23 protein-coding genes are annotated in these 25,479 nt (G+C 59.8%); 7 read left to right on the forward strand and 16 right to left on the reverse strand.

Annotated features, from left to right (window positions below):
* Positions 1 to 2 precede the first annotated feature (2 nt).
* From PCPL58_RS31955 to PCPL58_RS02540, 6 genes are all read right to left on the reverse strand, one after another.
* A complete protein-coding gene (locus PCPL58_RS31955) occupies positions 3 to 311 on the reverse strand; it encodes a hypothetical protein (protein WP_232002877.1) in 309 nt (102 codons plus the stop codon).
* 489 nt (positions 312 to 800) lie between these two features.
* The gene (gene istB / locus PCPL58_RS02520; RefSeq protein WP_031598096.1) at positions 801 to 1,604 is read right to left on the reverse strand and encodes an IS21-like element ISPsy20 family helper ATPase IstB; all 804 of its coding nucleotides are present in this window, start codon (positions 1,602 to 1,604) and stop codon (positions 801 to 803) included.
* Positions 1,597 to 3,096: an IS21-like element ISPsy20 family transposase gene (gene istA, locus PCPL58_RS02525; RefSeq protein ID WP_104685637.1), complete on the reverse strand. Its 1,500-nt coding sequence runs from the start codon at positions 3,094 to 3,096 to the stop codon at positions 1,597 to 1,599. Before istA ends, istB begins: the two co-directional genes overlap by 8 nt.
* Positions 3,097 to 3,364: 268 nt before the next feature.
* Positions 3,365 to 4,252, reverse strand: a complete 888-nt coding sequence (locus PCPL58_RS02530; RefSeq protein WP_065348742.1) for a transporter — start codon at positions 4,250 to 4,252, stop codon at positions 3,365 to 3,367.
* Between the two features lie 27 nt (positions 4,253 to 4,279).
* A complete protein-coding gene (locus PCPL58_RS02535) occupies positions 4,280 to 5,314 on the reverse strand; it encodes a phenylacetaldoxime dehydratase family protein (RefSeq protein ID WP_065348743.1) in 1,035 nt (344 codons plus the stop codon).
* Between the two features lies 1 nt (position 5,315).
* Positions 5,316 to 6,326 (reverse strand): nitrilase, encoded by a 1,011-nt coding sequence (locus PCPL58_RS02540; RefSeq protein WP_065348744.1) that lies wholly within the window; start codon positions 6,324 to 6,326, stop codon positions 5,316 to 5,318.
* Positions 6,327 to 6,494: 168 nt separating this feature from the next.
* On the opposite strand from PCPL58_RS02540, the gene PCPL58_RS02545 reads away from it, so the two are divergent.
* The gene (locus PCPL58_RS02545) at positions 6,495 to 7,454 is read left to right on the forward strand and encodes an AraC-like ligand-binding domain-containing protein (protein ID WP_065350984.1); all 960 of its coding nucleotides are present in this window, start codon (positions 6,495 to 6,497) and stop codon (positions 7,452 to 7,454) included.
* A 157-nt stretch (positions 7,455 to 7,611) separates the two neighbouring features.
* Here PCPL58_RS02545 and PCPL58_RS02550 read toward each other — a convergent pair whose 3' ends face one another.
* The 4 genes from PCPL58_RS02550 to glyQ form a co-directional block, all read right to left on the reverse strand.
* Entirely contained in the window at positions 7,612 to 8,382 is a 771-nt protein-coding gene (locus PCPL58_RS02550; protein ID WP_044309641.1) for a lysophospholipid acyltransferase family protein, read from the reverse strand.
* 65 nt (positions 8,383 to 8,447) lie between these two features.
* The gene (gene gmhB / locus PCPL58_RS02555; protein ID WP_003367814.1) at positions 8,448 to 8,990 is read right to left on the reverse strand and encodes a D-glycero-beta-D-manno-heptose 1,7-bisphosphate 7-phosphatase; all 543 of its coding nucleotides are present in this window, start codon (positions 8,988 to 8,990) and stop codon (positions 8,448 to 8,450) included.
* A gap of 12 nt (positions 8,991 to 9,002) precedes the next feature.
* On the reverse strand, positions 9,003 to 11,057 hold the full coding sequence (glyS, locus tag PCPL58_RS02560; RefSeq protein WP_065348745.1) for a glycine--tRNA ligase subunit beta: 2,055 nt from the start codon (positions 11,055 to 11,057) through the stop codon (positions 9,003 to 9,005).
* On the reverse strand, positions 11,054 to 12,001 hold the full coding sequence (glyQ, locus tag PCPL58_RS02565) for a glycine--tRNA ligase subunit alpha (RefSeq protein WP_002551326.1): 948 nt from the start codon (positions 11,999 to 12,001) through the stop codon (positions 11,054 to 11,056). The genes glyS and glyQ overlap by 4 nt, the downstream gene beginning before the upstream one ends.
* An 80-nt stretch (positions 12,002 to 12,081) precedes the next feature.
* Between glyQ and PCPL58_RS02570 the strand changes: the two genes are divergently transcribed.
* Together PCPL58_RS02570 and PCPL58_RS02575 are read left to right on the forward strand one after the other, a co-directional pair.
* A complete protein-coding gene (locus PCPL58_RS02570; RefSeq protein ID WP_003432729.1) occupies positions 12,082 to 12,633 on the forward strand; it encodes a DNA-3-methyladenine glycosylase I in 552 nt (183 codons plus the stop codon).
* Between the two features lie 38 nt (positions 12,634 to 12,671).
* A complete protein-coding gene (locus PCPL58_RS02575; RefSeq protein ID WP_058402478.1) occupies positions 12,672 to 13,559 on the forward strand; it encodes a lysophospholipid acyltransferase in 888 nt (295 codons plus the stop codon).
* A 72-nt stretch (positions 13,560 to 13,631) separates the two neighbouring features.
* Here the strand turns inward: PCPL58_RS02575 and PCPL58_RS02580 are convergent, their stop codons facing one another.
* From PCPL58_RS02580 to def, 5 genes are all read right to left on the reverse strand, one after another.
* A complete protein-coding gene (locus tag PCPL58_RS02580) occupies positions 13,632 to 15,995 on the reverse strand; it encodes an FdhF/YdeP family oxidoreductase (protein ID WP_065348746.1) in 2,364 nt (787 codons plus the stop codon).
* 154 nt (positions 15,996 to 16,149) lie between these two features.
* Positions 16,150 to 17,523: a Trk system potassium transporter TrkA gene (trkA, locus tag PCPL58_RS02585; protein WP_065348747.1), complete on the reverse strand. Its 1,374-nt coding sequence runs from the start codon at positions 17,521 to 17,523 to the stop codon at positions 16,150 to 16,152.
* A gap of 4 nt (positions 17,524 to 17,527) precedes the next feature.
* Positions 17,528 to 18,853, reverse strand: coding sequence for a 16S rRNA (cytosine(967)-C(5))-methyltransferase RsmB (rsmB, locus tag PCPL58_RS02590; RefSeq protein WP_003432726.1), 1,326 nt, complete (start codon positions 18,851 to 18,853; stop codon positions 17,528 to 17,530).
* Complete coding sequence (fmt, locus tag PCPL58_RS02595; protein WP_044309644.1) at positions 18,850 to 19,794, reverse strand: methionyl-tRNA formyltransferase; 945 nt, start codon at positions 19,792 to 19,794, stop codon at positions 18,850 to 18,852. Before fmt ends, rsmB begins: the two co-directional genes overlap by 4 nt.
* A gap of 53 nt (positions 19,795 to 19,847) precedes the next feature.
* Positions 19,848 to 20,354 (reverse strand): peptide deformylase, encoded by a 507-nt coding sequence (def, locus tag PCPL58_RS02600; RefSeq protein WP_002551333.1) that lies wholly within the window; start codon positions 20,352 to 20,354, stop codon positions 19,848 to 19,850.
* Positions 20,355 to 20,479: 125 nt separating this feature from the next.
* Between def and PCPL58_RS02605 the strand changes: the two genes are divergently transcribed.
* The 3 genes from PCPL58_RS02605 to tsaC all read left to right on the forward strand — a co-directional run bounded on the left by PCPL58_RS02605 (position 20,480) and on the right by tsaC (position 23,343).
* Positions 20,480 to 21,505, forward strand: a complete 1,026-nt coding sequence (locus tag PCPL58_RS02605; protein ID WP_065348748.1) for a LysM peptidoglycan-binding domain-containing protein — start codon at positions 20,480 to 20,482, stop codon at positions 21,503 to 21,505.
* A 123-nt stretch (positions 21,506 to 21,628) separates the two neighbouring features.
* Positions 21,629 to 22,747, forward strand: coding sequence for a DNA-processing protein DprA (dprA, locus tag PCPL58_RS02610; protein ID WP_065348749.1), 1,119 nt, complete (start codon positions 21,629 to 21,631; stop codon positions 22,745 to 22,747).
* A gap of 38 nt (positions 22,748 to 22,785) precedes the next feature.
* Positions 22,786 to 23,343 (forward strand): L-threonylcarbamoyladenylate synthase type 1 TsaC, encoded by a 558-nt coding sequence (gene tsaC / locus PCPL58_RS02615; RefSeq protein ID WP_003340101.1) that lies wholly within the window; start codon positions 22,786 to 22,788, stop codon positions 23,341 to 23,343.
* 36 nt (positions 23,344 to 23,379) lie between these two features.
* Here the strand turns inward: tsaC and PCPL58_RS02620 are convergent, their stop codons facing one another.
* Positions 23,380 to 24,357, reverse strand: a complete 978-nt coding sequence (locus PCPL58_RS02620) for an NADPH:quinone reductase (RefSeq protein WP_065348750.1) — start codon at positions 24,355 to 24,357, stop codon at positions 23,380 to 23,382.
* Between the two features lie 171 nt (positions 24,358 to 24,528).
* On the opposite strand from PCPL58_RS02620, the gene hemF reads away from it, so the two are divergent.
* Positions 24,529 to 25,443, forward strand: a complete 915-nt coding sequence (hemF, locus tag PCPL58_RS02625; protein WP_003401477.1) for an oxygen-dependent coproporphyrinogen oxidase — start codon at positions 24,529 to 24,531, stop codon at positions 25,441 to 25,443.
* Positions 25,444 to 25,479: the final 36 nt, after the last annotated feature.

Consider the following 25,479-nt stretch of genomic DNA (forward strand, 5'->3'; position numbering starts at 1 on the left):
GGTCAGAGACCTAGGTCAATAGCAGCTAACCGGTCAATTTGATGCGACGTCGCATCGCCTTGCCCGGCAATTGCCAGTAAGCGCTCTCGAAGTACGTCCGAGTACGGGCGATGCTTCGTCGGTGCAGATATAGGCTGGATGTTCCGTAAAGGTATTGTGATGCAGGCTTTGCTGCCATCCATAGCTTCCCCAGTGGCGATCAGATCATTTGGCCGAAGCGCACCTTCGCCCTTTGTCATGCTGCCTATCAGGTTGGAGAAGTATTCCTCAAAAAGCACCTCAAGCTTCCCTGATTCGGTCAGATAGGCCAAGAGTAACCATGGATCGTCACTAGTAGGCGAGCCACCCCACCAGATGCTTAGCTCTGCGAGGTGCTGAAGCACGGCACTGTCTTTTTCAAAGACATACCAGATCGCTGGGGCTGTGTGCCTGCGAGCTATTGCATGCTCATACAGCTCCCTAGCAACGCCGGCAGGATCCCGCCAGCCGCTCCCCTGTTTACAAAGGACGAGGGCGCTCGGTTGACCGTTTTCTGTGTTGATGAGATATCCAGGACAGGAGCCGAGGCATGGTTTGAGTCTGAACGCTGTACCCCGATACGAATCGAAATGCACCAAATCTGACGATGCTATCCAGACATGTTGGCGCTGATTGAAAACTGACCCACCCTGCCGATTGAAAATTGACCCAGGACGGATTGCTGATTTTTGCCCCAGCAATTGTGGATAAGCTTAGCAGCAGTGTTCCGATTGAAGACGCATCAAGCCCCACCGCATGCAGCAGGGCATTTATGGTGCGGATCAAAATGGCTCATCGTCCTCGATATCATTTCCGTCCTTTCGCTTTCGTTCGCGTGTTTTGATCTTTGTCTGGGCAGCCAATGTGCTGTGTTGTAGGCGGTAGGACTCGTTGCCCGTTTCGACGATGTGGCAGTGGTGTGTCAGCCGATCCAGCAACGCGGTGGTCATCTTGGCGTCGCCAAACACACTCGACCATTCCGAGAAGCTCAGGTTGGTGGTGATGACCACGCTGGTGTGTTCGTACAGTTTGGACAGCAGGTGAAATAACAGGGCGCCACCGCTTTGGCTGAAGGGCAAATATCCGAGTTCATCCAGTATCACCAGGTCTGTGCGCAGCAGTGCCTGGGCGATTCGCCCTGCCTTGCCATCGTACTTCTCACGCTCCAGCAGATTCACCAGATCCACCGTGGAAAAGAAGCGCACGCGTTTGTTGTAGGCCGTGATTCCGGATACAGCCAAGGCACTGGCCAGGTGTGTTTTCCCGGTGCCAGGGCCGCCGATGAACACGACATTCTGCGCGGTTTCAGTGAACGCCAAGCTGGATAGATCGCTGACCAGCCGGGCATCAGCGCTGGAAGCGCTGAAGTCAAAGCCAGCTAAGTCACGGTGCATGGGGAGTTTTGCCATGTTCATCTGATGATTCACCGAGCGCACCGCGCGATCCGCATGTTCCTGCTGAAGCAGATGTTCCAGCAGCCATTTCGATGAAGCCGTCGACGCTGTTCCTTGAGAGACCAGTTCTTCCCAAGCACTGGCCATGCCGTGCAGGCGCAGTTCTTTGAGTTCAGTCATTAGGTCACGCATTGCGATTCTCCTCATCGGTCGTACGGAGCCGGTCGTAGCGTGCTGTATTGGCAACCGGCGCCACTTTGAGTTGCAGGCTGGTTTCTACACAGGGAGGTGGTGCGGTGGAGGTCAGGCGGGCAACGACATTGAGGATGTGATCGGCGCTCAGACTTCCCGATTCAAGTACCAGCTCCACCGCCACCAGCACTGGTTCGAGACCGGCGATGGGCACAGCAGCCAGTACCTGCATCATGATTCGATCACCGTTGGTGTGACGCCTCAGTCCGCGTTTAAGAAGCTGTAACGGTTTTGGCAGATCAGCAAATGGAGCGCCATTGCGCAGTGCACCAGGCTTGCGTTCGATGAGTGGGATGTAGTGCTGCCAGTCAAAACCGATCTGATCTCGATCAAAGAGGCGCTCGTGACTGGCGATCACCGTTTCGTCGGCAATGACCACGATTCGCGAAGGGTACAAACGGCTGCTGACCCATTGACCCACACGCTCGCAAGGCACCGAATAACGATTGCGCGCCACGCTGATCAGGCAGGTGCTAGAGACACGGACGGTGCGTTCCACGTAGCCATCAAAGGCCGTCGGCATCGGCATCATTTCAGCCTGCTCCAGCTCCAGGGCTTCTGCCACCGTCAAACCGTTGTACTGCGGATGTACAAGTTCAGCCCAGAGCGTACGACAGCGTTGGCCGAGCCAGACGTTCAGCTCCTCGAAGGTATGGAACATGCAATTTTGAGCATCGAGCCAGATTCGCCTCCGGCTGTCTTGCACGTTCTTTTCGACGATGCCTTTCTCCCAGCCAGAGGCCACGTTGCAGAAGTCCGGATCGAACAGATAGTGCGCGCACATCACGGAAAACCGGGCATTGACCGTGCGGCCTTTGCCTTTGTTAACCTTGTCGACAGCCGTTTTCATGTTGTCGTAGATGCCGCGACGTGGCACGCCACCCAACGCTCCAAACGAACGTGTATGGGCATCAAACAGCATCTCGTGGCCTTGACTGGGGTACGCAACCAACCAGAACGCGCGACTTGCGCACAGCTTCATATGGGAGACCTGGATACGTCGAAACAGGCCACCGATCAGCAGGCCTTCTTCGCTCCAGTCAAACTGAAAGGCCTCACCGAGGGCAAAAGTCAGCGGTACAAAAGCGCGTACAGACTTGCCTTGCTCGCACCGCCAAGAGCGGACAAACGCCGTGAGCTGGCTGTAACCGCCGTCATAACCCTCGGCCTTGATCTGCTCAAAAAGTGCCTTGGCGCTCCTACGGTTGTGTTTTGGCCGGAACGAATCAGCCTTGAGCGCCTGCTCTAAGGTCTCGTGAAAAGGGTTGAGCTTATTGAAGGATGCGCACCGTTGGTACGCTGGTTGATTGGCTTCGGGCGCTCTGACCCATTTTCGGATGGTGTTTCTCGACAGCCCGGTACGCTTGGCTATCTGATGCAGCGAGAGCTTGTCGCGGAAGTACATCCGCCGGATTTTTCCCAACATTTCCATGCTGATCACCCTGTGTTCTCCTGCTCAAAAAGTGAGCAGAAGCAGTTGAACACCTGGGTCAGTTTTCAGTCGGCAGAACAGCCTCTACTGGGTCAGTTTTCGGTCAGCGGCAACAATCTTGTTTGACGCGTTCATGTCATTAATCTTGCCCAATTCGTTCTTAAGTCATTGATTTTTATAGCGTGACGGATGACATTCATGTTGCCCGCCGACATGAGCGTATGAGCAAACATCAACCCCGGCGAAAGCCGGGGTTTTTGTTTGTGCTCTAAAACAGTATCGCCAGTCGCAGATTCAAACGTGCCTTCTCCCGGAACCCCTCTTCCACTTCCAGATCCTTGCCGAGTACGGCCTGGACCTGAATCGTCGGGGTCAGCATATGAGTAGCACTCAAACGCAGATAGGCAGTGCTCAGCCGATCATCCTGGCTGACGCCACCCACCCGGTTTTCACCGCCATCGATATAACCCCCACCCACGGCAAACCGGGTTTGCGGCGAAAGGTTGTAGCTCAGGTAAGCCTGGTATTCGTAACGGGCCTTCTGTTCCAGTGTATTACTGCCTGGACCGTAATCATGGTTATGGCTGAACCATGACACATCCGCAGCGGTGTCCAGCGCCCATCTTGCATTGAAATGGTGGATATAGGCGGCTTGCAGCAAGAGCCGCCAGCGGTTTTCACCCAGATTGAGTGCGTCGTCGTTTTCGTAACTGCCGGTAGGCAGATAAAGGTAAGGCGCCACGGAAAAGACATCCTTATTGTCGGTGGCCAAGGTCCACTTTACCGGTGCGCCTAGAATCAGATCACCGGTGCCGGTAGTCTGGCCAAGTGCGCTTGCCTCACCACCAGCCTTCAGATGTCCATAAGGCAGGATGAACTGTGGCTCTATCACCGCGTTGTTGCCCAGCGCAAACGAGTGGATATAGCGAAGCAGGCTGACATCGGTCTTGAGCCGAAAATCGTCCGAGACCTTGTGACCGTTGCTGTAGAAGTCCGAGCTTTCGGCATGCTGTGCATAAACCAGCAAAGCGTTCATGCCGGCAGGTAGCGGCTCATAATCGCCTGCGGTGATTTCCAGCGCATGAGTGGTGGTCGACCAACACGGCAAGGTAGAGATGGCCAGCGCTGAACGGGTAATCAGGGTGAGTCGTTGCATGATCTGCTTCCTCAAGGATGATGCGTATCAGCGGCTGAGCAAGCCACTGCCGGGATGGCAGTTGAGGTATTCGAAATACTGGGCCTCACTGGGGATCACTGCGATCTCGTGGTAGAGGCGCAACTGGACCTGAAAGTTAAGGGTCTGTACGTACTGCATGAAGCCGCCGAAGATCGCCACATGAGTGGGATGAGTCTTTGCCCAGCGCTCCAGGTTACTCAGGTCATCGAACCAGGCGAGGCCAAAACTCTTCTCCAAGGGTTCGCCGGTATCGCTGTCCAGCGCTTGCATGAAGCGACAGCTCAGGCAGCCAACAGTGGCGCCTTTGTCGCGCAGAAACGACATGCCGCGCTCTAGCACGGGTTGTATGTCGTTCAGATACATATCGCGTTCCTGTCCGGTGGTGCTGCTCCAGTCCTGTCCGGATCGAATCAGGCACAGGTTATCGCGCCCCGACATACGCACCCTGCCGACGCAAAGCGCGTTCGCACTGGAAGGATTGCTGCTGCCTGTCAGTGCATCGGTCTGGGCCAGAGGGATACGATCGCGGGAACTGCCCCAGTACGCGTGTTCCTGAATAGGTTCACTCATGTGACTGGCCAGATGCGTAACGCCTTCAGGTACATCCGGCGCGGAAAACAATGTTTCGAAACGCTCGGCACTCGGGCAGACGACCTCGAGGAACCATCCCAGTGGCCCGGTTTCACGAGCCGGGTCTTGCCACCAGTGCGCGAAACCCGAGCTGTTGCGCCACTGATTGAAAGCGTACACGTCGAGCCAGTAAGCGATGGCTATGCAGGTATGGAAACCATCGGCGTCCACGCAACGTGCGCTGTCCCAATACCGCGGTCCTGAGTCGCTATCGAACCGAGTGGTTATCGCTGCCAGTTCTGGCAGACCTACCGGATGCAAGGACTGGACGCCGAAATAAGCCATCACCACCTGCCCTGCCAGCGGATCGAAACGCGCGGACCATGCAGGAAAAGGTGGTTGATAGCCCTCGGGCAGATTGCTGTTCAGCTTACGTGGCTTGCGCAGTTGTTCAGGAATGGCTGAGTGCATGTCACACCTCCAGCGCGATGTCAGGCTGAAACAGCTCGATGCACTCGCTGCTGATCGGCAGGACTGGTAGATCGACTACACATGGGTTGGGATTCGGATTGAACATCAGACGAGTGACGTCGGGACGTGAGTAATGTCCAGTCGGGTCGGCTGCTACCTTGGCGAAGGTCAATGCGGCTGGATCAAGTGTTGCGTAGAGCAGGCCTTCCTCATGTTCGCCCAGCGGAGTTGCCAGATCACTTCCGTCCGGACCGAAAATGCGTGCGTGCCCGCCACCGGCCTGCAACAGGCTGCGCTTGGCGTCACTGTCGCAGAGCATCTCGATCATTTCGGAGGAAACGATTGCACAGGGTGCGAGGACGAAGCACTGCCCCTCTGCGGCATAAACCCGCGAAGCCGCAGTATTGACCTCAGGCCCCAAGGCGCTTGTGGCACTGCGGTACAGGCTGAAGCTTGGCCAGGCGGCGACGTGGATCTGTTCGTTCTGCGCATACATGGCGTACTTGGAAAGCGGTTGCAGGTGCTCCCAGCAGCAAAGCGCGCCCAGAACGCCGACAGGTGTTTCAAACGTACGCAATGAGGCGCCGTCGCCTTCGCCGAACATCGTACGTTCTACATGGGTAGCCTTGAGCTTGCGACGCACGCCAACCGTTTCACCGCGATCGTCGATGATCCACTGACCGATATACAGCGACGCTTTGTGTCGCTCGCTGTAACCCAGCACCACATAGAGACCGAGATGGCGAGCCGCATCGCTGATGCGCCGGGCCTGGGGGCTGTCCAGTACCAGAGACTGCTGGTGATAGCGCTGCACCAGTGGCATGTTCCAGGCCGGTGCGTCCAGCCACAAAAACCACGGATAGCCCGGAATCCACGTTTCGGGGAATGCAATCAAACCGGCTCCGGCGGCTGCCGCCTGCTCCATCAGGGCGATGGTCTTGTCTACGGTGGCGTCCAGATCCAGAAATACCGGCGCGGCCTGTACGCAGGCGACTTTCAAGGGCTCTTTCATCGTCAAAAACTCAAGTGGCTGTTGGATGGCCACAGGCTATGGGCTTTTCTGGCGACGGTATTAGGACGAAAAGGAACGGCTTTTTGACTGGAACGGACAGGCCGACAGGAATGGTTTCAGACTTGCATGGCGGTTGGCTTCGACGCATCGAAATGCAGGTTGGACGCGATGAGCATTTATTTCGACACCAACAGTATTGCTGTGCAGGAACGAGCAGAGTTCTGGCAGGAAGTGGTGTGCAGTACCTTCGTGCCGCTGGAATGTGCCTTCTCGGATCGACAAAATTTCCACGGTCGTTTGCGCTCGCACAGCATTGCAGGACTGGCCTTGGTAGAGGTGCAGGCCTGCAGTCAGACAGTCGTCCGAGATACCTCGAGTATTTCGCGTAGTGACGACGAGTTCGTATTGGTGAGTCTGGCGCTTGAAGGCCGGGCGCAGGTTTCTCAAGAGGGGCGCGAAGCGCTATTGGAGGTCGGCGACTTTGCCATCTACGACACTCGTCGCCCCTACCGGCTGCACTTCGACAGTGCATTCAGACAGACTGTGGTGCAAATCCCGCGCAACAGCCTGCAGCAGCGTCTGTGTAATCTGGAGTATCTGACTGCGTTATCACTGTCTCGCAATGACCCGCTCAATGGACTGGTCTTCGACTTTTTTACCGGCCTGGCTGCACTCGAGAACCGGGTAGGCGAATCACAACAGGCGCGGATAACCGAACAAGGGCTGGACTTGCTGGCAATGGCGTTGTCCGAACGGGTCGAAGGGCAGGCACAAGGTTCAAGACGCAGTGGCTTGCTGCTGCGCATCAAGGATCATATCCAGGCCAACCTGGCAGATACAAAACTGTCTCTGGCCAGTGTCAGCGTCCGGTTCGGAGTCAGTACGCGCTATATCAGCAGCTTGTTTCAGGATGAACAGACCTCGTTCGGACGTTACCTGCTGGCCTCTCGGTTGCAACGCTGCGCCAGTGACCTGCGCGAGCCATTACTCGCCAATCGACAGATCAGTGAGATCGCCTGGCGTTGGGGATTCAGTGATGTCGCTTACTTCAGCAGAGTCTTCCGCCAGCGCTTCGGAGTGCCTGCACGGCAATATCGGCTTGAGGCTTCACCAACGCGTTGCGCATAAAAAAACCGACCTATTAAAGGTCGGTTTCTGATACATCATCAAAACTTATGCACGTTTTTCCAGTTTTTATAGCCTGAAAAAATATGTATATGAATTAGCAGGTTAGATCGTCTTTTTGCGCGGTTTCAAAAAAACCGTACACAGGTTATCCACAAAATCACGCCGGGACTTTTTCGGGAGTTGCAACAGGTACAGCAGGCGAGCCCATCGCCCGTTGCGTATCCTCATTCCAGGTCTGAACGCGCTCATTCAACGCAGCGATGGCACGTGGGCCTGAGCCCTCTGCGTACATCGGCTCGCCGATCACCACTTGAATGGTGCCTGGCTTTTTCGCCCAGCCGTCGCGAGGCCAGTACTTGCCTGCGTTGTGCGCGACCGGCAGCACAGGCAGATCAGCGTTCACTGCCAGTGCAGTACCGCCGCGAGAGAATTTGCCGACCTGGCCGTAAGGCACGCGTGTGCCCTCCGGGAAGATCAATACCCAGACGCCATCCTTGAGCAACTCGTCGCCCTTCTTGGCAATCTCCCTGAGTGCGGCTTTCGGGTTTTCGCGGTCAATGGCGATCGGGCGCAGCATTGCCATCGCCCAGCCAAAGAACGGCACATACAGCAGTTCACGCTTGAGGACCTGGCTCATCGGCTCGAAATACGCCGACAGAAAGAACGTCTCCCAGGTGCTCTGGTGGTTGGAGATGATCACGCAGGGGGTTTTCGGTACGTTTTCGGCGCCAGTCACTTCTACCTTGATGTTCAGGAACACCTTGGTCAGCCAGATGGCGCAGCGGCACCAATAGACGTTAATGAAGCGATAGCGGGCTTTGAACGGCAGAAAAGGCGCAATGAAAAAACTCAACGTGCACCACAACAGCGAGCTGGTGCCCAGCAACAGGTAGAAGAAGAAGGTCCTGATTGCCTGCATGATCGACATAGTTACGTTTACCGTACGGGCAGGTGCCCGCTCCTTGAGCGTCCTGAACCTGAAGAGCTGACTGTTCAGTGAGCGCTGTTGTGGATAAGTTCTGCGGCAACTGCCGCCAGATCGTCAAAAATCAACGTGCCTGCCGGCACTCCGCCTTCCATCGTCTTGCGGCCTTTGCCGGTCATCACCAGCACAGGCTGAGAATCGACGGCTTGTGCGGCCTGCAGGTCACCTTTGCTGTCGCCCACGAACCAGAGACCTTTGAGGTCCACTGTGTAATGACGGGCGATAGCCTGCAGCATCCCGGGTCTGGGCTTGCGGCAGGTACAGCCATCGTCTGGCCCATGCGGGCAATAGACGATCAAACCGACCTCGCCACCCTGCTCTGCCACCAGCTTGCGCAAGCGCACGTGCATGGCATCCAGAGTGGCCAGATCATAATAACCTCGGGCAATGCCGGACTGGTTGGTGGCCACGGCCACCGTCCAGCCAGCCTTGCTCAGCGCTGCGATAGCTTCGATCGAGCCAGGAATGGGCAGCCACTCCGCCACCGACTTTATGTAAGCGTCGGAGTCATGATTGATCACGCCATCCCGATCAAGTATCAGCAGTTTCACAGCGACTCCTTGTCAGCCCAGCAACGAGATGTCGGCGACGCCGAGGAACAGGCCGCGCAAACGCGACAACAGGGCATAACGGTTGGCACGCACGTTGGCGTCTTCCGCGTTGACCATCACGGCTTCGAAGAACGCATCGACCGGCTCACGCAACATCGCCAGACGCGCCAGCGATTCGCTGTACTGACGCTCGGCAGCCATCGGCTGGATCGCGTGATCGGCCTGCTGGATGGCCGAGTACAGCGAGAACTCGTTGGCGTTGTCGAAATACTTGGGCTCGACGGTCTGGGCAATGCTGCCCTCGGCCTTGCTCAAGAGGTTCGATACACGTTTGTTCACTGCGGCCAGTGCTGCGGCCTGTGGCAGTTTGCGGAAGGTTTGGACTGCCTGGACGCGTTGATCGAAATCCAGCGCCGAAGCCGGTTGCAGGGCACGCACCGAAAGGTACACCGCCACGTCGACGCCTTCGTCTTCATAGCGCGCACGCAGACGATCGAAGATGAAGTCGAGCACCTGTTCCGCCAGACCGGCTGGCTTGATCTTCGCGCCGAACTGCGTGACGGCGAACTTCACCGTTTCGATCAGGTTCAGATCGAGCTTCTTCTCGATCAGGATACGCAGGATGCCCAGTGCCGCACGGCGCAGTGCATAGGGGTCCTTACTGCCGGTAGGCAGCATGCCGATCCCGAAGATGCCAACCAGCGTGTCGAGCTTGTCGGCAATTGCCACCGCAGCACCGGTCAGTGTGGTTGGCAGTTCGGCACCCGCGCCACGCGGCATGTACTGCTCGTTAAGCGCCAGTGCGACATCTTCAGGCTCGCCGTCGGCCTTGGCGTAGTAGTAACCGGCAATGCCCTGCATTTCCGGAAACTCGCCGACCATCTCGCTCGACAGGTCGCACTTGGACAGCAGACCGGCCCGCGCAGCACGCTGGGCGTCGCCGCCGATGCGGGGGGCGATGTAAGCGGCCAGTTTCGACACACGCTCGGCCTTGTCGAACACGCTGCCCAACTGCGCCTGGAACACGACGTTCTTCAGGCGATCGTTGAAGGTTTCCAGCTTCTGCTTCTTGTCCTGCTTGAAGAAGAACTCGGCGTCGGTCAGGCGTGGACGAACCACCTTCTCGTTACCGGCGATGATCTGTGCCGGGTCCTTGCTCTCGATGTTGGCCACGGTGATGAAGCGCGGCAGCAGCTTGCCGTCGACATCCAGCAGGCAGAAGTATTTCTGGTTGTCCTGCATGGTGGTAATCAAGGCCTCCTGAGGGACTTCCAGGAAGCGCTCTTCGAATGAACACACCAGCGGAACCGGCCATTCGACCAGACCGGCCACTTCGTCCAGCAGGCTTGGCGGCACGATGGCGGTGCCTTCCTGTTGGGTGGCCAGCTCGTCGACGCGCTTGCTGATGATCTGCCGACGTTCGTTGAAGTCGGCCAGCACATGAGCGGCGCGCAGGTCGCTGAGGTAACCGGCAGGCGAAGAAATGCGCACGTCTTGCGGATGATGGAAGCGATGACCGCGCGAATGACGACCCGCGCTCTGGGCGAGGATCGTGCAGTCCACCACCTGATCACCGAACAGCATCACCAGCCACTGGGTCGGCCGCACGAACTCTTCCTTGCGAGCACCCCAGCGCATGCGCTTGGCAATCGGCAGGTCGTTCAGCGAGTCTTCGACGATGGTCGGCAACAGGGACGTGGTCGGCTTGCCGAGGATAGTCTGGCTGTAACGCAGTTTCGGACCGCTCTGATCGATTTCGCTCAGGTCGACGCCGCACTTCTTGGCGAAGCCCAGGGCGGCCTGAGTCGGGTTACCGTCGGCATCGAACGCTGCCTGACGCGGCGGGCCGTCGAGGTTGACGCTGCGATCCGGTTGTTGCGTGGCCAGTGCGGTAATCAGCACGGCCAGGCGACGCGGTGCTGCGTAGACCTGCTTGGCGCTGTAGGTCAGACCTGCGCCTGTGATGCCTTTTTCAATACCGGCGAGAAACGCATCGGCCAGCGAGACGAGGGTCTTGGGTGGCAGTTCTTCGGTGCCCAGTTCGACCAGAAAATCTTGAGCACTCATTGCGCTGCCTCCAGCTTGGCCAACACTTCATCGCGTAGATCGGGCGGCGCCATCGGGAAGCCGAGACGGGCGCGGGCCTGCAGGTAGGCCTGAGCCACCGAACGGGCCAATGTGCGTACGCGCAGGATGTACTGCTGACGCGCCGTCACGGAAATCGCGCGACGGGCATCCAGCAGGTTGAAGGTGTGCGAGGCCTTGAGGACCATTTCGTAGCCGGGCAATGGCAGCTCCAGCTCGATCAGGCGTGCGGCTTCGCTTTCGTAGAAGTCGAACAGCTCGAACAGTTTGTCGACGTTGGCGTGTTCGAAGTTGTAGGTCGACTGTTCCACCTCGTTCTGGTGGAACACGTCGCCGTAGGTCACTTTGCCGAACGGACCGTCAGCCCAGACCAGATCGTAGACCGAGTCCACGCCCTGCTGGTACATCGCCAGACGCTCGAGGCCATACGTGATTTCGCCGGTGACCGGGTAGCACTCCAGGCCACCGACCTGCTGGAAGTAGGTGAACTGCGAGACTTCCATGCCGTTGAGCCAGATCTCCCAGCCCAGACCCCAGGCGCCCAGCGTCGGCGATTCCCAGTTGTCTTCGACGAAGCGCACGTCGTGCACCAGCGGATCGAGGCCGATGTGCTTGAGCGAGCCCAGGTACAGTTCCTGGAAGTTGTCCGGGTTCGGCTTGAGAATCACCTGAAACTGGTAATAGTGCTGCAGGCGGTTCGGGTTTTCGCCGTAGCGGCCGTCAGTCGGGCGACGGCTTGGCTGTACGTAAGCGGCGTTCCAGGTTTCCGGGCCTACGGCGCGCAGAAACGTGGCAGTGTGGAACGTGCCGGCGCCTACTTCCATATCGTAGGGCTGAAGTACCACGCAACCTTGTTCTGCCCAGTATTGCTGGAGGGCGAGGATCAAGTCTTGGAAGGTACGCACGGCTGGCGTAGGCTGGCTCACAAATTTCACCTGTGCTGGGCTGCGATTCAAAGAGCGGGAGTATACCCGATTCGGCCGCACGTCCACTCCTTGGGAGCCCTATGACACGCTGCTTTTGGTGCAACGAAGACCCCCTGTACATCGCTTATCACGATCAGGAGTGGGGAGTGCCGCTGCGCGATGCGCAGAAGCTCTTCGAGTTGCTTTTGCTCGAAGGGTTCCAGGCCGGGCTGTCGTGGATCACGATTCTCAAGCGGCGGGCGCGTTATCGCGAAGTGCTGCACGGCTTTGACGTCGAGCGCCTGGCGCAGTTGAGCGATGCCGAAATAGAGACGCTGATGCTCGATCCGAGCATCATCCGCAACCGCCTCAAGCTCAAGGCCGTGCGCACCAATGCGCGGGCCTGGCTGGCGCTGGAAGACCCGGTCGCGCTGCTCTGGTCGTTTGTCGGCGGTACACCGAAGATCAATCACTTCAAGGATCGCAGCGAAGTCCCGGCGATTACCGCCGAGGCCGAAGCAATGAGCAAGGCACTTAAAAAGGCCGGTTTCACCTTTGTCGGCCCGACCATCTGTTATGCCTACATGCAGGCCAGCGGTATGGTCATGGATCACACTGTGGATTGTGATCGGTATGCGATCCTGAGCCGCTGACGGTTACACTACCCGCCTCGAGAATCTGGGAGTCATCTGTGGATAAGTTCAAAGGCGCCGTAATGGTCGGGGCGTTGCGATTGTTTGCGCTGTTGCCGTGGCGCGCGGTGCAATGGGCAGGTACCGCGATTGGCTGGCTGATGTGGAAGTTGCCCAACCGTTCGCGCGAAGTGGCACGGATCAACCTGTCCAAGTGCTTCCCCGAGTTGAGCGAGCCCGAGCTGGAAAAGCTCGTTGGCCGCAGCCTCATGGACATCGGCAAGACCTTGACCGAAAGCGCTTGTGCGTGGATCTGGCCTGCGCAGAAATCGATCAACCTGGTGCGTGAAGTCGAAGGGCTTGATGTGCTCAAGGACGCGCTGGCGTCCGGCAAGGGCGTGGTTGGCATCACCAGCCACCTGGGCAACTGGGAAGTGCTTAATCACTTCTATTGCAGCCAGTGCAAGCCGATCATTTTCTATCGTCCACCGAAGCTGAAGGCGGTCGACGACCTTTTGCGCAAGCAGCGTGTGCAGTTGGGCAACCGGGTGGCGGCGTCGACCAAGGAAGGCATTCTCAGCGTCATCAAGGAAGTGCGCAAAGGCGGCTCGGTGGGTATTCCGGCCGATCCGGAGCCGGCCGAATCAGCGGGCATCTTCGTGCCCTTCTGCGGCACCCAGGCGCTGACCAGCAAGTTCGTACCGAACATGCTGGCAGGCGGCAAGGCAGTCGGTGTATTCCTGCACGCCATGCGCCTGCCGGACGGCTCGGGTTACAAAGTGGTACTCGAAGCGGCTCCGGAAGCCATGTACAGCACCGACACCGAAACCTCGGCAGCAGCGATGAGCAAAGTGGTCGAGAAATACGTGCGGGCTTACCCTAGCCAGTACATGTGGACCATGAAACGCTTCAAGAAACGCCCGCCAGGCGAAGCGCGCTGGTACTAGATAGAAAGGACTGGACGCAGAGCGTCCGGAACGGCGTGCCCACGCTGGAGCATGGGCACGATAGTGTTTCCCTCAACTGGCCGCCGCAATCAACCCGCGCCGCTCCAGCGCCACCTGAGTGCCCTCCGGACTCATCCGCACCAGGTTCACCGGGATGGATTTGGCCGCAGGAGTGTTGCCATGTTTATCCCGGTTGGCCAGTGGCAGCAGGCCGTTGGTTTCCGGGTAATACGCTGCGCAGCAACCCTGCGGCACGTCGTAGGGTATGACCTTGAAACCCGCTGCACGCCGCGCCGTGGTCGGGTCGAGCGCCGTCTGAAACTCGATGTAGTCCCCGGCTTTCAGCCCCAGGCGTTCGATATCCTGCGGGTTGAGCATCACCACCATGCGGTCGCCAAAGATGTCCCGATAACGGTCATCGTTGGAATACACCGTGGTGTTGAACTGGTCATGGCTGCGGATCGTCATCAACTGCAGATGCTCGGCGCCCGGCGGCGTGTCGTCTTCGTCGTAGATGCCTTCGGGAAAGAGGAAGTTGGCCTTGCCCGACTCGGTGTCCCACTTGCGCTCACTGGCGGCATTGGGCAATCGAAAACCTCCGGGTTCTAGGATGCGCTGATTGAAATCGTAAAACTGCTCGGGCAGTACTTCTTCGATCTTGTCGCGAATCCTGGCGTAGTCACCCACATAGCTGTCCCAGTCCACCTTGGGGTTGGGCGCAAGCGTCGCTTTGGCGATACCGGCAATGATGGCGATTTCGGAAATCAGATGTTTCGACGCAGGCTCGAGCATGCCGGTCGAGCCGTGCACCATCGACATCGAGTCCTCCACCGTAATGGTTTGCGCCACACCGTTCTGCAGGTCGCGTTCCGAACGCGCCACGCATGGCAGCAGAAAGGCCTTCTGTCCATGTACCGTTGCACTGCGGTTGAGCTTGGTGTTGACCAGCACCGTCATTTTCAGGCGGCTGACGGTCGGGCAGATCACATCGGTGTCCGGAATGGCACGGAAGAAATTGCCGCCCATGGAAATGAGTGCTTCTACCTCGCCACGCAACAGGGCTTCGCAGGTCTCGGCCACGGCGTGGCCTTTTTTTCTGGACGCCTCAAAACCGAACACCTTGCTCATGCTGGCCAGAAACGGTTCGCCGGCCTTTTCATAGATGCCCATCGTCCTGTCGCCCTGTACGTTGGAATGCCCGCGCACCGGGCAAGCCCCCGCACCGAGCTTGCCGATGTTGCCGCGCAACAGCAGCAGGTTGATGATCTGCTGCATGGCATCACCGCCACGCTTGTGCTGAGTGATGCCCATCCCCCAGCAGCAGATGACCCCCTTCGAGCGCTTATAAACCGCAGCCACCTCTTCGATGGCCTGACGCGTCAGACCCGAATGGCGCTCGATGATGTCCCAGGGCAACTGTCGGCAATAATCGGCGTACTGCTCGAAGCCATGGGTGTGCTCTTCAATGAACGCCACGTCGAGGACGCGCGGCAGGTTTTCACGCTGCGCCACGTCATCGGCTTCGATCACGGCCTTGCAAACGCCTTGCAGGGCGATCATGTCGCCGCCGATCCTGACCTGATGGTACTGCGAGCTGATTTCCACCCCATGCAGACTGAGCATGTCGCGCGGGTCCTGCGGCGCCGCAAAGCGTACCAGCGCCCTTTCCCGCAGCGGGTTGAACGAGATGATGCTTGCGCCCCGGCGTGCGGCGGCGTGCAGCTCGGACATCATGCGCGGGCTGTTGGTCCCGGGGTTCTGGCCGATGATAAAAATCGCGTCGGCGTTCTCGAAATCTTCCAGCGTCGTGGTGCCTTTGCCGACCCCGATCGACTCGGGCAGCGCCGCAGTGGTGGTTTCATGGCACATGTTCGAGCAGTCTGGGAAGTTGGCCATGCCGTACAGCCGACCGAACAGCTGATACAGAAAGGCGGCTTCGTTCGACGTGCGTCCGGAGGTGTACAGCTCCAGCTTCCACGGATCGCTCAGGCCGCGCAGCTCTGCGCCGATCTCGGCGAACGCTTCGTCCCAGGTGACGGGCAGGTATTTGTCACTGGCAGCGTCGTAGCGCATCGGCTCGGTAATACGGCCTTCTGCTTCCAGCGCGTGATCGCTCCAGGTCGCCAGTTCGCTGACCGTATGCCGGGCGAAGAACTCGGGCGTCACGCGTTTCCTGGTCGATTCCCAGGCCAGTGCCTTGGCACCGTTCTCGCAGTATTCAAAGGTGTGCGGCTTCTTCGGGTCCGGCCAGGAGCAACTGGGGCAATCGAAGCCGCCAGGCTTGTTCATGGACATCAGCGTGCGGTTGCCCTTGATCAGCACATGCTGGTGCAACAGGTGCTTGTTGACCGCGCTGAGCGCAGGCCAGCCACCCGCCGGTATGCCGTCGGTCTGTGATCCTTGAAGCGGGGCTGGGGAATTTTCCGATTCGGACATGGGGTGCGTTCTCTCTCATAAAGCCCGTGCAGGCATGAAGCTCGTGTGTCTGAGATGCACGGGCTCAGAGAGAATTCGCCCGAGTCGACGAGCGTTGCCGACAGGGCGCGTCGGCAAGAGGTTCAGTCAGGGTCACACCCTGTTCAGGAGCGGTTCAGAAAAAGCTCAGGCCGACCTGAAACAGCCGCTCAACCTCGCGGATGCACTTCTTGTCCACAAGGAACATGATCACATGGTCACCGGATTCGATCACGGTGATGTCATGGGCGATAAGCACCTGTTCGTCGCGGATGACTGCGCCGATTGCCGTACCGGTCGGCAGGTTGATGTCCTTGATGGCGCGGCCCACCACCTTGCTGGATTTCGAGTCGCCGTGAGCGACGATCTCGATGGCTTCGGCTGCACCGCGTCGCAGCGAATGCACGCTGACGATATCACCACGGCGCACGTGGGCCAGCAGCGTGCCGATGGTTGCCAGCTGCGGGCTGACCGCAACGTCGATTTCGCCACCCTGCACCAGATCGACGTAGGCCGGGTTATTGATCAGCGTCATCACCTTGCGCGCGCCCAGACGCTTGGCCAGCAGCGACGACATGATGTTGGCTTCATCGTCGTTGGTCAGCGCCAGGAACAGGTCGGTGTTGCCGATGTTTTCTTCCAGCAGCAGGTCGCGGTCCGATGAGCTGCCCTGCAGCACCACCGTGCTGTCCAGATGCTCCGACAGATAGCGGCAGCGCGCCGGGCTCACTTCGATGATCTTCACCTGATAGCGGCTTTCGATGGCTTCAGCCAGACGCTCGCCGATGTTGCCGCCACCGGCGATGACGATACGTTTGTAGTTCTCGTCCAGGCGCCGCAGCTCTCCCATCACGGCACGAATATCAGCCTTGGCGGCGATGAAAAACACCTCGTCATCGGCTTCGATGACCGTGTCGCCATGCGGCAGTATCGCCCGGTCGCGGCGATAGATCGCCGCGATGCGCGTTTCGACATTCGGCATGTGCGCTCGTAGCTGGCGCAACGGCTGACCCACCAGTGCGCCGCCGTAATAGGCTTTGACCGCGACCAGTTGCGCTTTGCCTTCGGCGAAGTCGATCACCTGCAGCGCACCGGGGTATTCGATCAGACGTTTGATGTAGTTGGTGACGACCTGCTCCGGACTGATCAGCACGTCGACCGGGATCGCGTTTTTATCGAACAGGCCAGCGCGTGTCAGGTACGCCGCTTCACGAATGCGCGCGATCTTGGTCGGCGTGTGGAACAGCGTGTGGGCCACCTGACAGGCGATCATGTTGGCTTCGTCGCTGCTGGTCACCGCGACCAGCATGTCGGCGTCGTCCGCGCCGGCCTGACGCAACATCGTCGGGTAGGAGCCTTTGCCCTGCACGGTGCGGATGTCCAGGCGGTCGCCCAGATCGCGCAACCGGTCGCCGTCAGTGTCGACCACGGTGATGTCATTGGCTTCGCCCGCCAGATGCTCGGCCAGCGTACCGCCTACCTGTCCTGCACCCAGAATGATGATTTTCACGCGCTTACTCCCGCGCCGCCGCGATCTTGATCAGTTTGGCGTAGTAGAAACCATCGTGGCCGCCTTGCTGGGCCAGCAGCTGGCGACCATGGGCTTGCTTGATACCCGCGGGCGGCTGTCCTGCCTGCCCGGCGATGTCCAGCTCTCTGGCCCCGGAGGTACGCGCCAGAAACGCCTCGATGACGTCGGTGTTTTCGGTCGGCAGTGTCGAGCAGGTCGCGTACACCAGCATGCCGCCTACCTGCAGCGTAGGCCACAACGCATCGAGCAGCTCGCCCTGCAAGGCCGCCAGCGCGACGATGTCGTCTGCCTGACGAGTCAGTTTGATGTCCGGATGACGACGAATCACGCCGGTCGCCGAGCACGGTGCATCGAGCAGGATGCGCTGGAACGGTTTGCCGTCCCACCACTGCGCTGTCTCGCGTGCATCGGCGGCGATCAGCTCGGCATCCAGGCCCAGGCGATCAAGGTTTTCACGCACGCGCACCAGACGCTTGGCTTCCAGATCCACCGCTACCACGCCGCTTAGTTGCGGCTGCACTTCCAGCAAGTGGCAGGTCTTGCCGCCCGGCGCGCAGCAGGCATCGAGTACCCGTTGCCCGGGGGCCAGCTCCAGCAGGTCGGCGGCCAGTTGCGCGGCTTCGTCCTGCACGCTGATCCAGCCTTCGGCAAAACCGGGCAGTGAGCGCACATCGCACGGCTCGGCGAGCACGATGCCGTCCTGACTGAATGTGCACGCACTGGCTTGCAGGCCGGCAGTGTTGAGCAGTTCGAGGTATTGATCGCGACGGTGATGGCGTCGGTTGACGCGCAAAATCATCGGCGGGTGCGCATTGTTGGCCGCGCAGATGGCTTCCCACTGTTCCGGCCAGGCGGCTTTCAGGGCTTTCTGCAGCCAGCGCGGGTGGGCTGTACGCACCACCGGGTCGTGTTCCAGCTCGATCAGCAGCGCCTCGCCGTCACGTTGCGCATTGCGCAGCACGGCGTTGAGCAAGCCTTTGGCCCAGGGCTTTTTCAATTTGTCGGCGCAGCCCACGGTTTCACCGATGGCGGCGTGGGCCGGAATGCGGCTGTAGAACAGCTGATAAAGACCGACCAGCAACAAGGCTTCAACGTCGGCGTCGGCGGCCTTGAAGGGCTTTTGCAGCAGTTTGGCCGCCAGAGCCGACAGGCGCGGCTGCCAGCGCGCGGTGCCGAATGCCAGGTCCTGAGTCAGACCACGATCACGCACCTCGACCTTGTCCAGTTGAGTGGGCAACGAGCTGTTCAGCGAGGCCTTGCCGCTGAGCACGGCAGCCAGTGCCTTGGCGGCGGCCAGACGCGGGTTCATTGGCCCAGCACCGTGCCGATGGCAAATTTCTCGCGGCGGCTGTTGAACAGATCCGTGAAGTTCAGCGGCTTGCCGCCCGGCAATTGCAGACGGGTCAGGCGTAGCGCGTTCTGACCGCACGCGACGATCAGGCCATCCTTGCTGGCGCCAAGAATCGTCCCCGGCGCGCCCTGCCCTTCGGCCAGATCGGCTGTCAGGACTTTCAGGGTTTCTTCGTTCAGCGTGCTGTGGCAGATCGGCCAGGGGTTGAAGGCGCGGACCAGGCGCTCAAGCTCATCGGCCGGACGTGTCCAGTCCAGGCGCGCTTCGTCCTTGTTCAGCTTGTGGGCGTAGTTGGCCAGGCTGTCATCCTGAACCTCGCCGACCAGCGAGCCGTCCGCCAGACCGGCAATGGCCTGCAACACAGCCGGCGGACCGAGTTCGGCCAGGCGATCATGCAGCGTCCCGCCCGTGTCCTGCGCGGTGATCGGGGTAACGGCCTTGAGCAGCATCGGCCCGGTGTCCAGGCCCGCTTCCATGCGCATCACCGTTACGCCGCTCTCGGCATCACCGGCCTGTACCGCGCGCTGAATCGGCGCCGCACCACGCCAGCGCGGCAGCAGCGACGCGTGGCTGTTGATACAGCCCAGGCGCGGAATATCCAGCACCACTTGCGGCAGGATCAGGCCGTAGGCGACGACCACCATCAAATCGGGTTGCAGCGCTGCCAGTTCGGCCTGCGCGTCAGGATCGCGCAGCGTTGGCGGCTGCATGACCGGTACGTCATGTTGCAGCGCCAGTTGCTTGACCGGGCTGGGCATCAGCTTTTGTCCACGACCGGCCGGGCGATCGGGCTGGGTGTACACGGCGACGATCTGGTGAGGGCTGTCGAGCAGGGCCTTGAGGTGTTCGGCGGCGAATTCCGGGGTGCCGGCGAAGACGATGCGCAGTGGCTCAGTCATGGAGTTCTCATTATAAAAAAAGGCCTGTTCAGGCCTTTTGGGGTAACGACGGATCAGGCGTTGAGCTTGTGCTGCTTTTCGAGCTTCTTCTTGATCCGGTCACGCTTGAGGTTGGAAAGGTAATCGACGAACAGCTTGCCGTTCAGGTGATCGCATTCATGCTGGATACAGATGGCGAGCAGGCCCTCGGCAACCAGTTCGTAAGGCTTGCCGTCACGGTCCAGCGCCTTGACGCGAACCTTTTGCGGGCGGTCGACGTTTTCGTAGAAACCGGGAACCGACAGGCAGCCTTCCTGATACTGATCCATTTCGTCGGTCAGCTTTTCGATTTCAGGATTGATGAAGACCCGCGGTTCGCTGCGGTCTTCGCTCAGGTCCATGACGACCACGCGCTTGTGGACGTTGACCTGAGTCGCGGCCAGGCCAATACCTGGCGCTTCGTACATGGTTTCAAACATGTCGTCGACCAACTGGCGAATGCCTTCGTCTACCATCGCCACAGGTTTGGCGATAGTGCGCAGGCGCGAATCGGGAAATTCGAGGATGTTTAGAATGGCCATATACGTAAGAGCTGCACTGTTAAGGTAAAGTCAATGTTGGGTGCCGGGCCCGGGAGTTCAAGGCAGGCAGCCCAGGACAGGACTCTAGGGTTCGCGTGAGGCAACATGATAAAGGGATTCACCGCATGAGGAAATCACTACTCGCCCTGCTGCTGCTGACCGCCAGCGGTCTTGCGCAGGCGCAAGTGCAACTCAGGGAAGGCTATCCGCAAAGCTACACCGTTGTCGCCGGGGACACACTCTGGGACATTTCCGGCAAGTTCTTGCGTGAACCGTGGAAATGGCGCGAGATCTGGCGGGCCAATCCGCAAGTCCATGATCCCGACCTGATCTACCCCGGTGACACCCTCGCGCTGACCTGGGTCGATGGTCAGCCGCGTGTGACGCTCAATCGGGGCGAGTCGCGCGGGACCATCAAATTGTCACCGCGTGTGCGCAGTACGCCGATGGTCGAGGCCATTCCGAGCATTCCGCTGGGGGCGATCAACGCATTCCTGATCAGCAACCGGATTGTCGACAACGCCGAGCAGTTCGAGAAAGCCCCCTACATCGTTGCGGGCAATGCCGAGCGCGTGCTCAGTGGCAACGGTGATCGTGCCTATGCACGGGGCGCGCTGGACTCGGCGCACAGCGTCTATGGCATCTTCCGTCAGGGCAAGACCTACATCGATCCGGAGACCAAGGAAGTACTGGGCATCAACGCCGATGACGTCGGCAGCGCCGAGGTGGTTGCCACCGAAGGTGACGTCTCGACCCTGATTCTGCAGCGCTCCACGCAGGAAGTGCGTCTGGGCGATCGCTTGTTCAGCAGCGAAGAGCGGGCCATCAACTCGACGTTCCTGCCCAGCGCTCCGCAGGCGCCGATAGAAGGTTTGATTCTGGATGTGCCACGCGGCGTCACTCAGGTCAGCGTGCTGGATGTGGTCACGCTCGACAAGGGCAAACGCGACGGTCTGACCGAGGGCAACGTGCTGGCGATCTACAAGACCAGTGAAACCGTGCGCGACCGAATCACCGGTGAGCTGGTAAAAATCCCCGACGAACGGGCCGGTCTGCTGATGGTTTTCCGTACCTACGACAAGCTTAGTTACGCCTTGGTCCTGCAAGCCAACCGATCTTTGGCCATCATGGACAAGGTTCGCAATCCGTAGACGCATGTTTCAGATCTGACACGGATTTGTGTGACGAACCAGACACTTATCAAATTGTTGTCAACAGAGTTATCCACAGGTTTGTGCATCACTTGAGATGCACGATGGATCAGGGACGATCTCATGCCATTGTTCGAAAATGCCCTCTCTTCGCCTGCAGAGCTGGAAGCGCGTTTGCGCGTGCACCGCTTGCCCGAGATAGGGCCGAAACGCTTTTCCAGACTGATTGAAGCTTTCGGTTCGGCCTCGTCGGCGCTCAGTGCGCCGGCCAGCGCATGGCGTGCGCTGGGCATTCCAGGTGTCTGTGCCGAGGCGCGTCGTGCCCCCTCCGTACGTGATGGCGCCAGTGCCGCATTGGCCTGGCTGGAGCGTCCGGCCCAGCATTTGCTGATGTGGGACGACCCCGGCTACCCCGCGCTGCTGGCGCAGATCGCAGATCCACCGCCGCTGATCTTCATTGCCGGCGACCCTTCGATCCTTGAGCGTCCGCAACTGGGAATGGTCGGCAGTCGTCGCGCCTCCCGACCCGGACTCGACACCGCCAGCGCTTTTGCGCGCAGCCTGGCGGCTGCCGGTTTTGTGATCACCAGCGGCTTGGCGCGAGGTATTGACGGTGCCGCGCATCAGGGCGCATTGGATGTCGGGGGGCTTACAATCGGCGTGCTTGGCACCGGGCTCGAAAAACTTTATCCACAGCAGCACCGCGCGCTCGCAGCACAGATGGCGGCCCAGGGCGGCGCCGTGATTTCCGAGTTTCCGCTGGACGCCGCAGCACAGGCCAGCAACTTCCCGCGACGTAACCGAATCATCAGTGGCCTGTCGCTGGGCATACTGGTGGTCGAGGCCATTGTTGCCAGCGGCTCATTGATTACCGCGCGGCTGGCCGCCGAGCATGGACGAGAGGTTTACGCGATACCCGGCTCGATTCATCACCCTGGCGCCAAGGGCTGTCATCAGTTGATACGAGACGGCGCGACACTGATCGAGACCGTCGAACACATTCTTGAAGGCTTGCAGCACTGGAAACGTGTTGCGCCCGGCATCGATCCCGTCACGCCGGCGAAGCCTGCCCCTTGCGATCATCCACTGTTGGCGCTGCTGCACGCCGCACCGCATACCAGCGAGGGGCTGTCGGTGTCATGCGGATGGCCATTACCCAAGGTATTGGCTGGCCTGACCGAACTGGAACTGGACGGACGCATAAGCTGTGAAGCAGGACGATGGTTCGCCAGAGCGCCCTGAGGTTAAACTGCCGCCAGGATTCAGTGGAGAGACAAACAATGGTCAGCAGTTGGCGAGTGCAACAAGCCGCTCAGGATATTCGAGCCGGTGCGGTGATTGCCTACCCGACCGAGGCAGTCTGGGGGCTTGGGTGCGATCCGTGGGATGAAGAAGCGGTCTATCGTCTGTTGGCGATCAAGTCACGGCCGGTGGAAAAAGGCCTGATCCTGATTGCCGACAACATTCGCCAGTTCGACTTCCTGTTCGAAGACTTCCCTGAACTGTGGCTCGACCGCATGGCCAGCACCTGGCCTGGGCCCAACACCTGGCTGGTACCGCATCAGAACCTGCTGCCCGAGTGGATCACCGGCATTCACGAAACCGTGGCGCTGCGTGTTACCGATCACCCGACCGTACGTGAACTGTGCGCACTGGTCGGTCCGTTGATCTCCACCTCGGCCAACCCGGCGGGTCGCCCGGCCGCGCGTTCGAGATTGCGCGTCGAGCAGTACTTCCGCGGGCAGATCGACGGGGTTCTCGGCGGCAGCCTGGGCGGGCGTCGAAACCCCAGCGTGATACGGGATATCGCTACCGCGCAGATTGTGCGCGCCGGCTGACGCTGGCACACACAGTGCGCATTCAAGGGCAGACGATCAAGGAATCAGAATGGTCGAGCCAGTGGTACGCCGGGCCGACAGCTCGGTCTGCGCCTTGGCGGCATCCTTCAGAGCATACTGCTGAATGCCGTCGACCTTGAGTTTGCCGCTGGCGAGCATGTCGAACAGCTCGTCCGCCATGGCCTGCAGGTTCTGCGCATTGTTGGCGTAAGAGCCCAGTGTCGGGCGGGTGACATACACCGAACCCTTTTGCGCCAGAATCCCGAGATTCACGCCCGAGACCGGCCCGGACGCATTGCCGAAGCTCACCACCAGCCCACGTGGTGCCACGCAGTCGAGTGACGTCAGCCAGGTGTCCTGACCCACCCCGTCGTAGACCACCGGGCATTTCTTGCCGTCGGTCAGCTCCAGCACGCGCCTGGCGACGTCTTCGTGACTGTAATCGATGGTTTCCCAGGCACCCAGCGCCTTGGCGTGCGCGGCCTTCTCCGGCGAACTGACCGTGCCGATCAGTTTGGCGCCCAGCGCCTTGACCCATTGGCAGGCCAGCGAACCCACACCACCCGCAGCAGCATGAAACAGAATGGTCTCGCCCGGCTTCACCTGATATGTCTGACGCAGCAGATACTGCACCGTCAGGCCCTTGAGCATCAGGGCTGCGGCCTGCTCGAAACTGATCGAGTCCGCCAGCTTCACCAGATTCGCTTCAGGCAGCACGTGCACTTCGCTGTACGCCCCCAGCGGCCCGGTGCCGTAAGCGACACGATCACCGACCTTGAAGCGCGTCACCTCGGCCCCCACCGCCTCGACCACCCCCGCCCCTTCGGCACCGAGGCCGGAAGGCAGCGACGGCGCCGGATACAGCCCGCTGCGGTAATAGGTATCGATGAAATTCAGGCCAATGGCCTTGTTACGCACAACCACCGCCTGCGGCCCCGGAGCCTGCGGCTCGAAATCGACATATTTAAGAACCTCGGGTCCTCCGACAGCGCTGAACTGGATACGCTTTGCCATGTGCTCTCTCCTTGATGGTTAAAACAAGCTGCGAAAGCCCCCATCGGACTCCATCCCCGGACCCTCGTCAACTGCCAGCCCGCGCTGCCGATGGTATGCTACGCGCCAATTTGCCTGCGCCTCTTTTGCTGCGAGGGCTCAGCCGTTTGACGTCAGCCGTAAGGGATCCTCATGAGTACCCGTACCGAGGCCGTAAAAGCCTACCTGCTCGACCTGCAAGACCGTATCTGCACTGCGCTTGAACAGGAAGATGGCAGCGCACACTTCATGGAAGATGCCTGGACGCGTCCGGCGGGCGGCGGTGGTCGCACGCGTGTGATCGAGAATGGCACGGTCATCGAGAAAGGCGGTGTCAATTTTTCCCATGTTTTCGGCAGCAATCTGCCGCCGTCTGCCAGCGCTCATCGGCCTGAACTGGCCGGGCGTGGTTTCGAGGCGCTGGGCGTGTCGCTGGTGATCCATCCGCACAACCCGCATGTGCCGACGTCCCACGCCAACGTGCGTTTCTTCATTGCCGAGAAAGAAGGTGAAGAGGCCGTCTGGTGGTTCGGTGGCGGTTTCGACCTGACGCCCTATTACGGCGTCGAGGAAGACTGCGTGCACTGGCACCGGGTCGCCGAGCGCGCCTGTGCGCCCTTCGGTGAGGATGTCTACCCGCGCTACAAGGCCTGGTGCGACAGTTACTTCCACCTCAAGCATCGCGATGAACCGCGCGGCATCGGCGGTCTGTTTTTCGATGACGTGAACCAGTGGGATTTCGACACCAGTTTCGCGTTCATTCGTGCCATCGGTGATGCGTTCATCAATGCGTATCTGCCGATCGTGCGGCGGCGCAAGGCGGCGGCCTATACCGTGCAGCAGCGTGAGTTTCAGGAATTCCGTCGTGGTCGCTACGTCGAGTTCAACCTGGTGTATGACCGCGGCACGTTGTTCGGTCTGCAATCGGGTGGGCGTACCGAATCGATCCTCATGTCGCTGCCGCCGCAAGTGCGTTGGGGTTATGACTGGAAGGCCGCGCCGGGCAGCGAAGAGGCGCGTCTGACCGAATACTTCCTCACTGATCGGGACTGGCTGGCCGAAAACTGAGCCGATTCACCGCCGCAAGGTGCTGCACACGCAAAC

The sequence above is a fragment of the Pseudomonas cerasi genome, from assembly GCF_900074915.1.
GTDB lineage: Bacteria > Pseudomonadota > Gammaproteobacteria > Pseudomonadales > Pseudomonadaceae > Aquipseudomonas > Aquipseudomonas cerasi.

What these genes read in the sequence shown, in the direction of transcription:
- def (WP_002551333.1), bottom strand. Translation starts at nt 20,354, where the DNA reads ATGGCCATTCTAAACATCCTCGAATTTCCCGATTCGCGCCTGCGCACT.
- PCPL58_RS02570 (WP_003432729.1), top strand. Translation starts at nt 12,082, where the DNA reads ATGACACGCTGCTTTTGGTGCAACGAAGACCCCCTGTACATCGCTTAT.
- dprA (WP_065348749.1), top strand. Translation starts at nt 21,629, where the DNA reads ATGCCATTGTTCGAAAATGCCCTCTCTTCGCCTGCAGAGCTGGAAGCG.
- fmt (WP_044309644.1), bottom strand. Translation starts at nt 19,794, where the DNA reads ATGACTGAGCCACTGCGCATCGTCTTCGCCGGCACCCCGGAATTCGCC.
- PCPL58_RS02535 (WP_065348743.1), bottom strand. Translation starts at nt 5,314, where the DNA reads ATGCACTCAGCCATTCCTGAACAACTGCGCAAGCCACGTAAGCTGAAC.
- istB (WP_031598096.1), bottom strand. Translation starts at nt 1,604, where the DNA reads ATGCGTGACCTAATGACTGAACTCAAAGAACTGCGCCTGCACGGCATG.
- istA (WP_104685637.1), bottom strand. Translation starts at nt 3,096, where the DNA reads ATGGAAATGTTGGGAAAAATCCGGCGGATGTACTTCCGCGACAAGCTC.
- PCPL58_RS02530 (WP_065348742.1), bottom strand. Translation starts at nt 4,252, where the DNA reads ATGCAACGACTCACCCTGATTACCCGTTCAGCGCTGGCCATCTCTACC.
- PCPL58_RS02605 (WP_065348748.1), top strand. Translation starts at nt 20,480, where the DNA reads ATGAGGAAATCACTACTCGCCCTGCTGCTGCTGACCGCCAGCGGTCTT.
- hemF (WP_003401477.1), top strand. Translation starts at nt 24,529, where the DNA reads ATGAGTACCCGTACCGAGGCCGTAAAAGCCTACCTGCTCGACCTGCAA.
- glyS (WP_065348745.1), bottom strand. Translation starts at nt 11,057, where the DNA reads ATGAGTGCTCAAGATTTTCTGGTCGAACTGGGCACCGAAGAACTGCCA.
- PCPL58_RS02580 (WP_065348746.1), bottom strand. Translation starts at nt 15,995, where the DNA reads ATGTCCGAATCGGAAAATTCCCCAGCCCCGCTTCAAGGATCACAGACC.
- PCPL58_RS02550 (WP_044309641.1), bottom strand. Translation starts at nt 8,382, where the DNA reads ATGTCGATCATGCAGGCAATCAGGACCTTCTTCTTCTACCTGTTGCTG.
- PCPL58_RS02540 (WP_065348744.1), bottom strand. Translation starts at nt 6,326, where the DNA reads ATGAAAGAGCCCTTGAAAGTCGCCTGCGTACAGGCCGCGCCGGTATTT.
- rsmB (WP_003432726.1), bottom strand. Translation starts at nt 18,853, where the DNA reads ATGAACCCGCGTCTGGCCGCCGCCAAGGCACTGGCTGCCGTGCTCAGC.
- PCPL58_RS02545 (WP_065350984.1), top strand. Translation starts at nt 6,495, where the DNA reads ATGAGCATTTATTTCGACACCAACAGTATTGCTGTGCAGGAACGAGCA.
- PCPL58_RS02620 (WP_065348750.1), bottom strand. Translation starts at nt 24,357, where the DNA reads ATGGCAAAGCGTATCCAGTTCAGCGCTGTCGGAGGACCCGAGGTTCTT.
- tsaC (WP_003340101.1), top strand. Translation starts at nt 22,786, where the DNA reads ATGGTCAGCAGTTGGCGAGTGCAACAAGCCGCTCAGGATATTCGAGCC.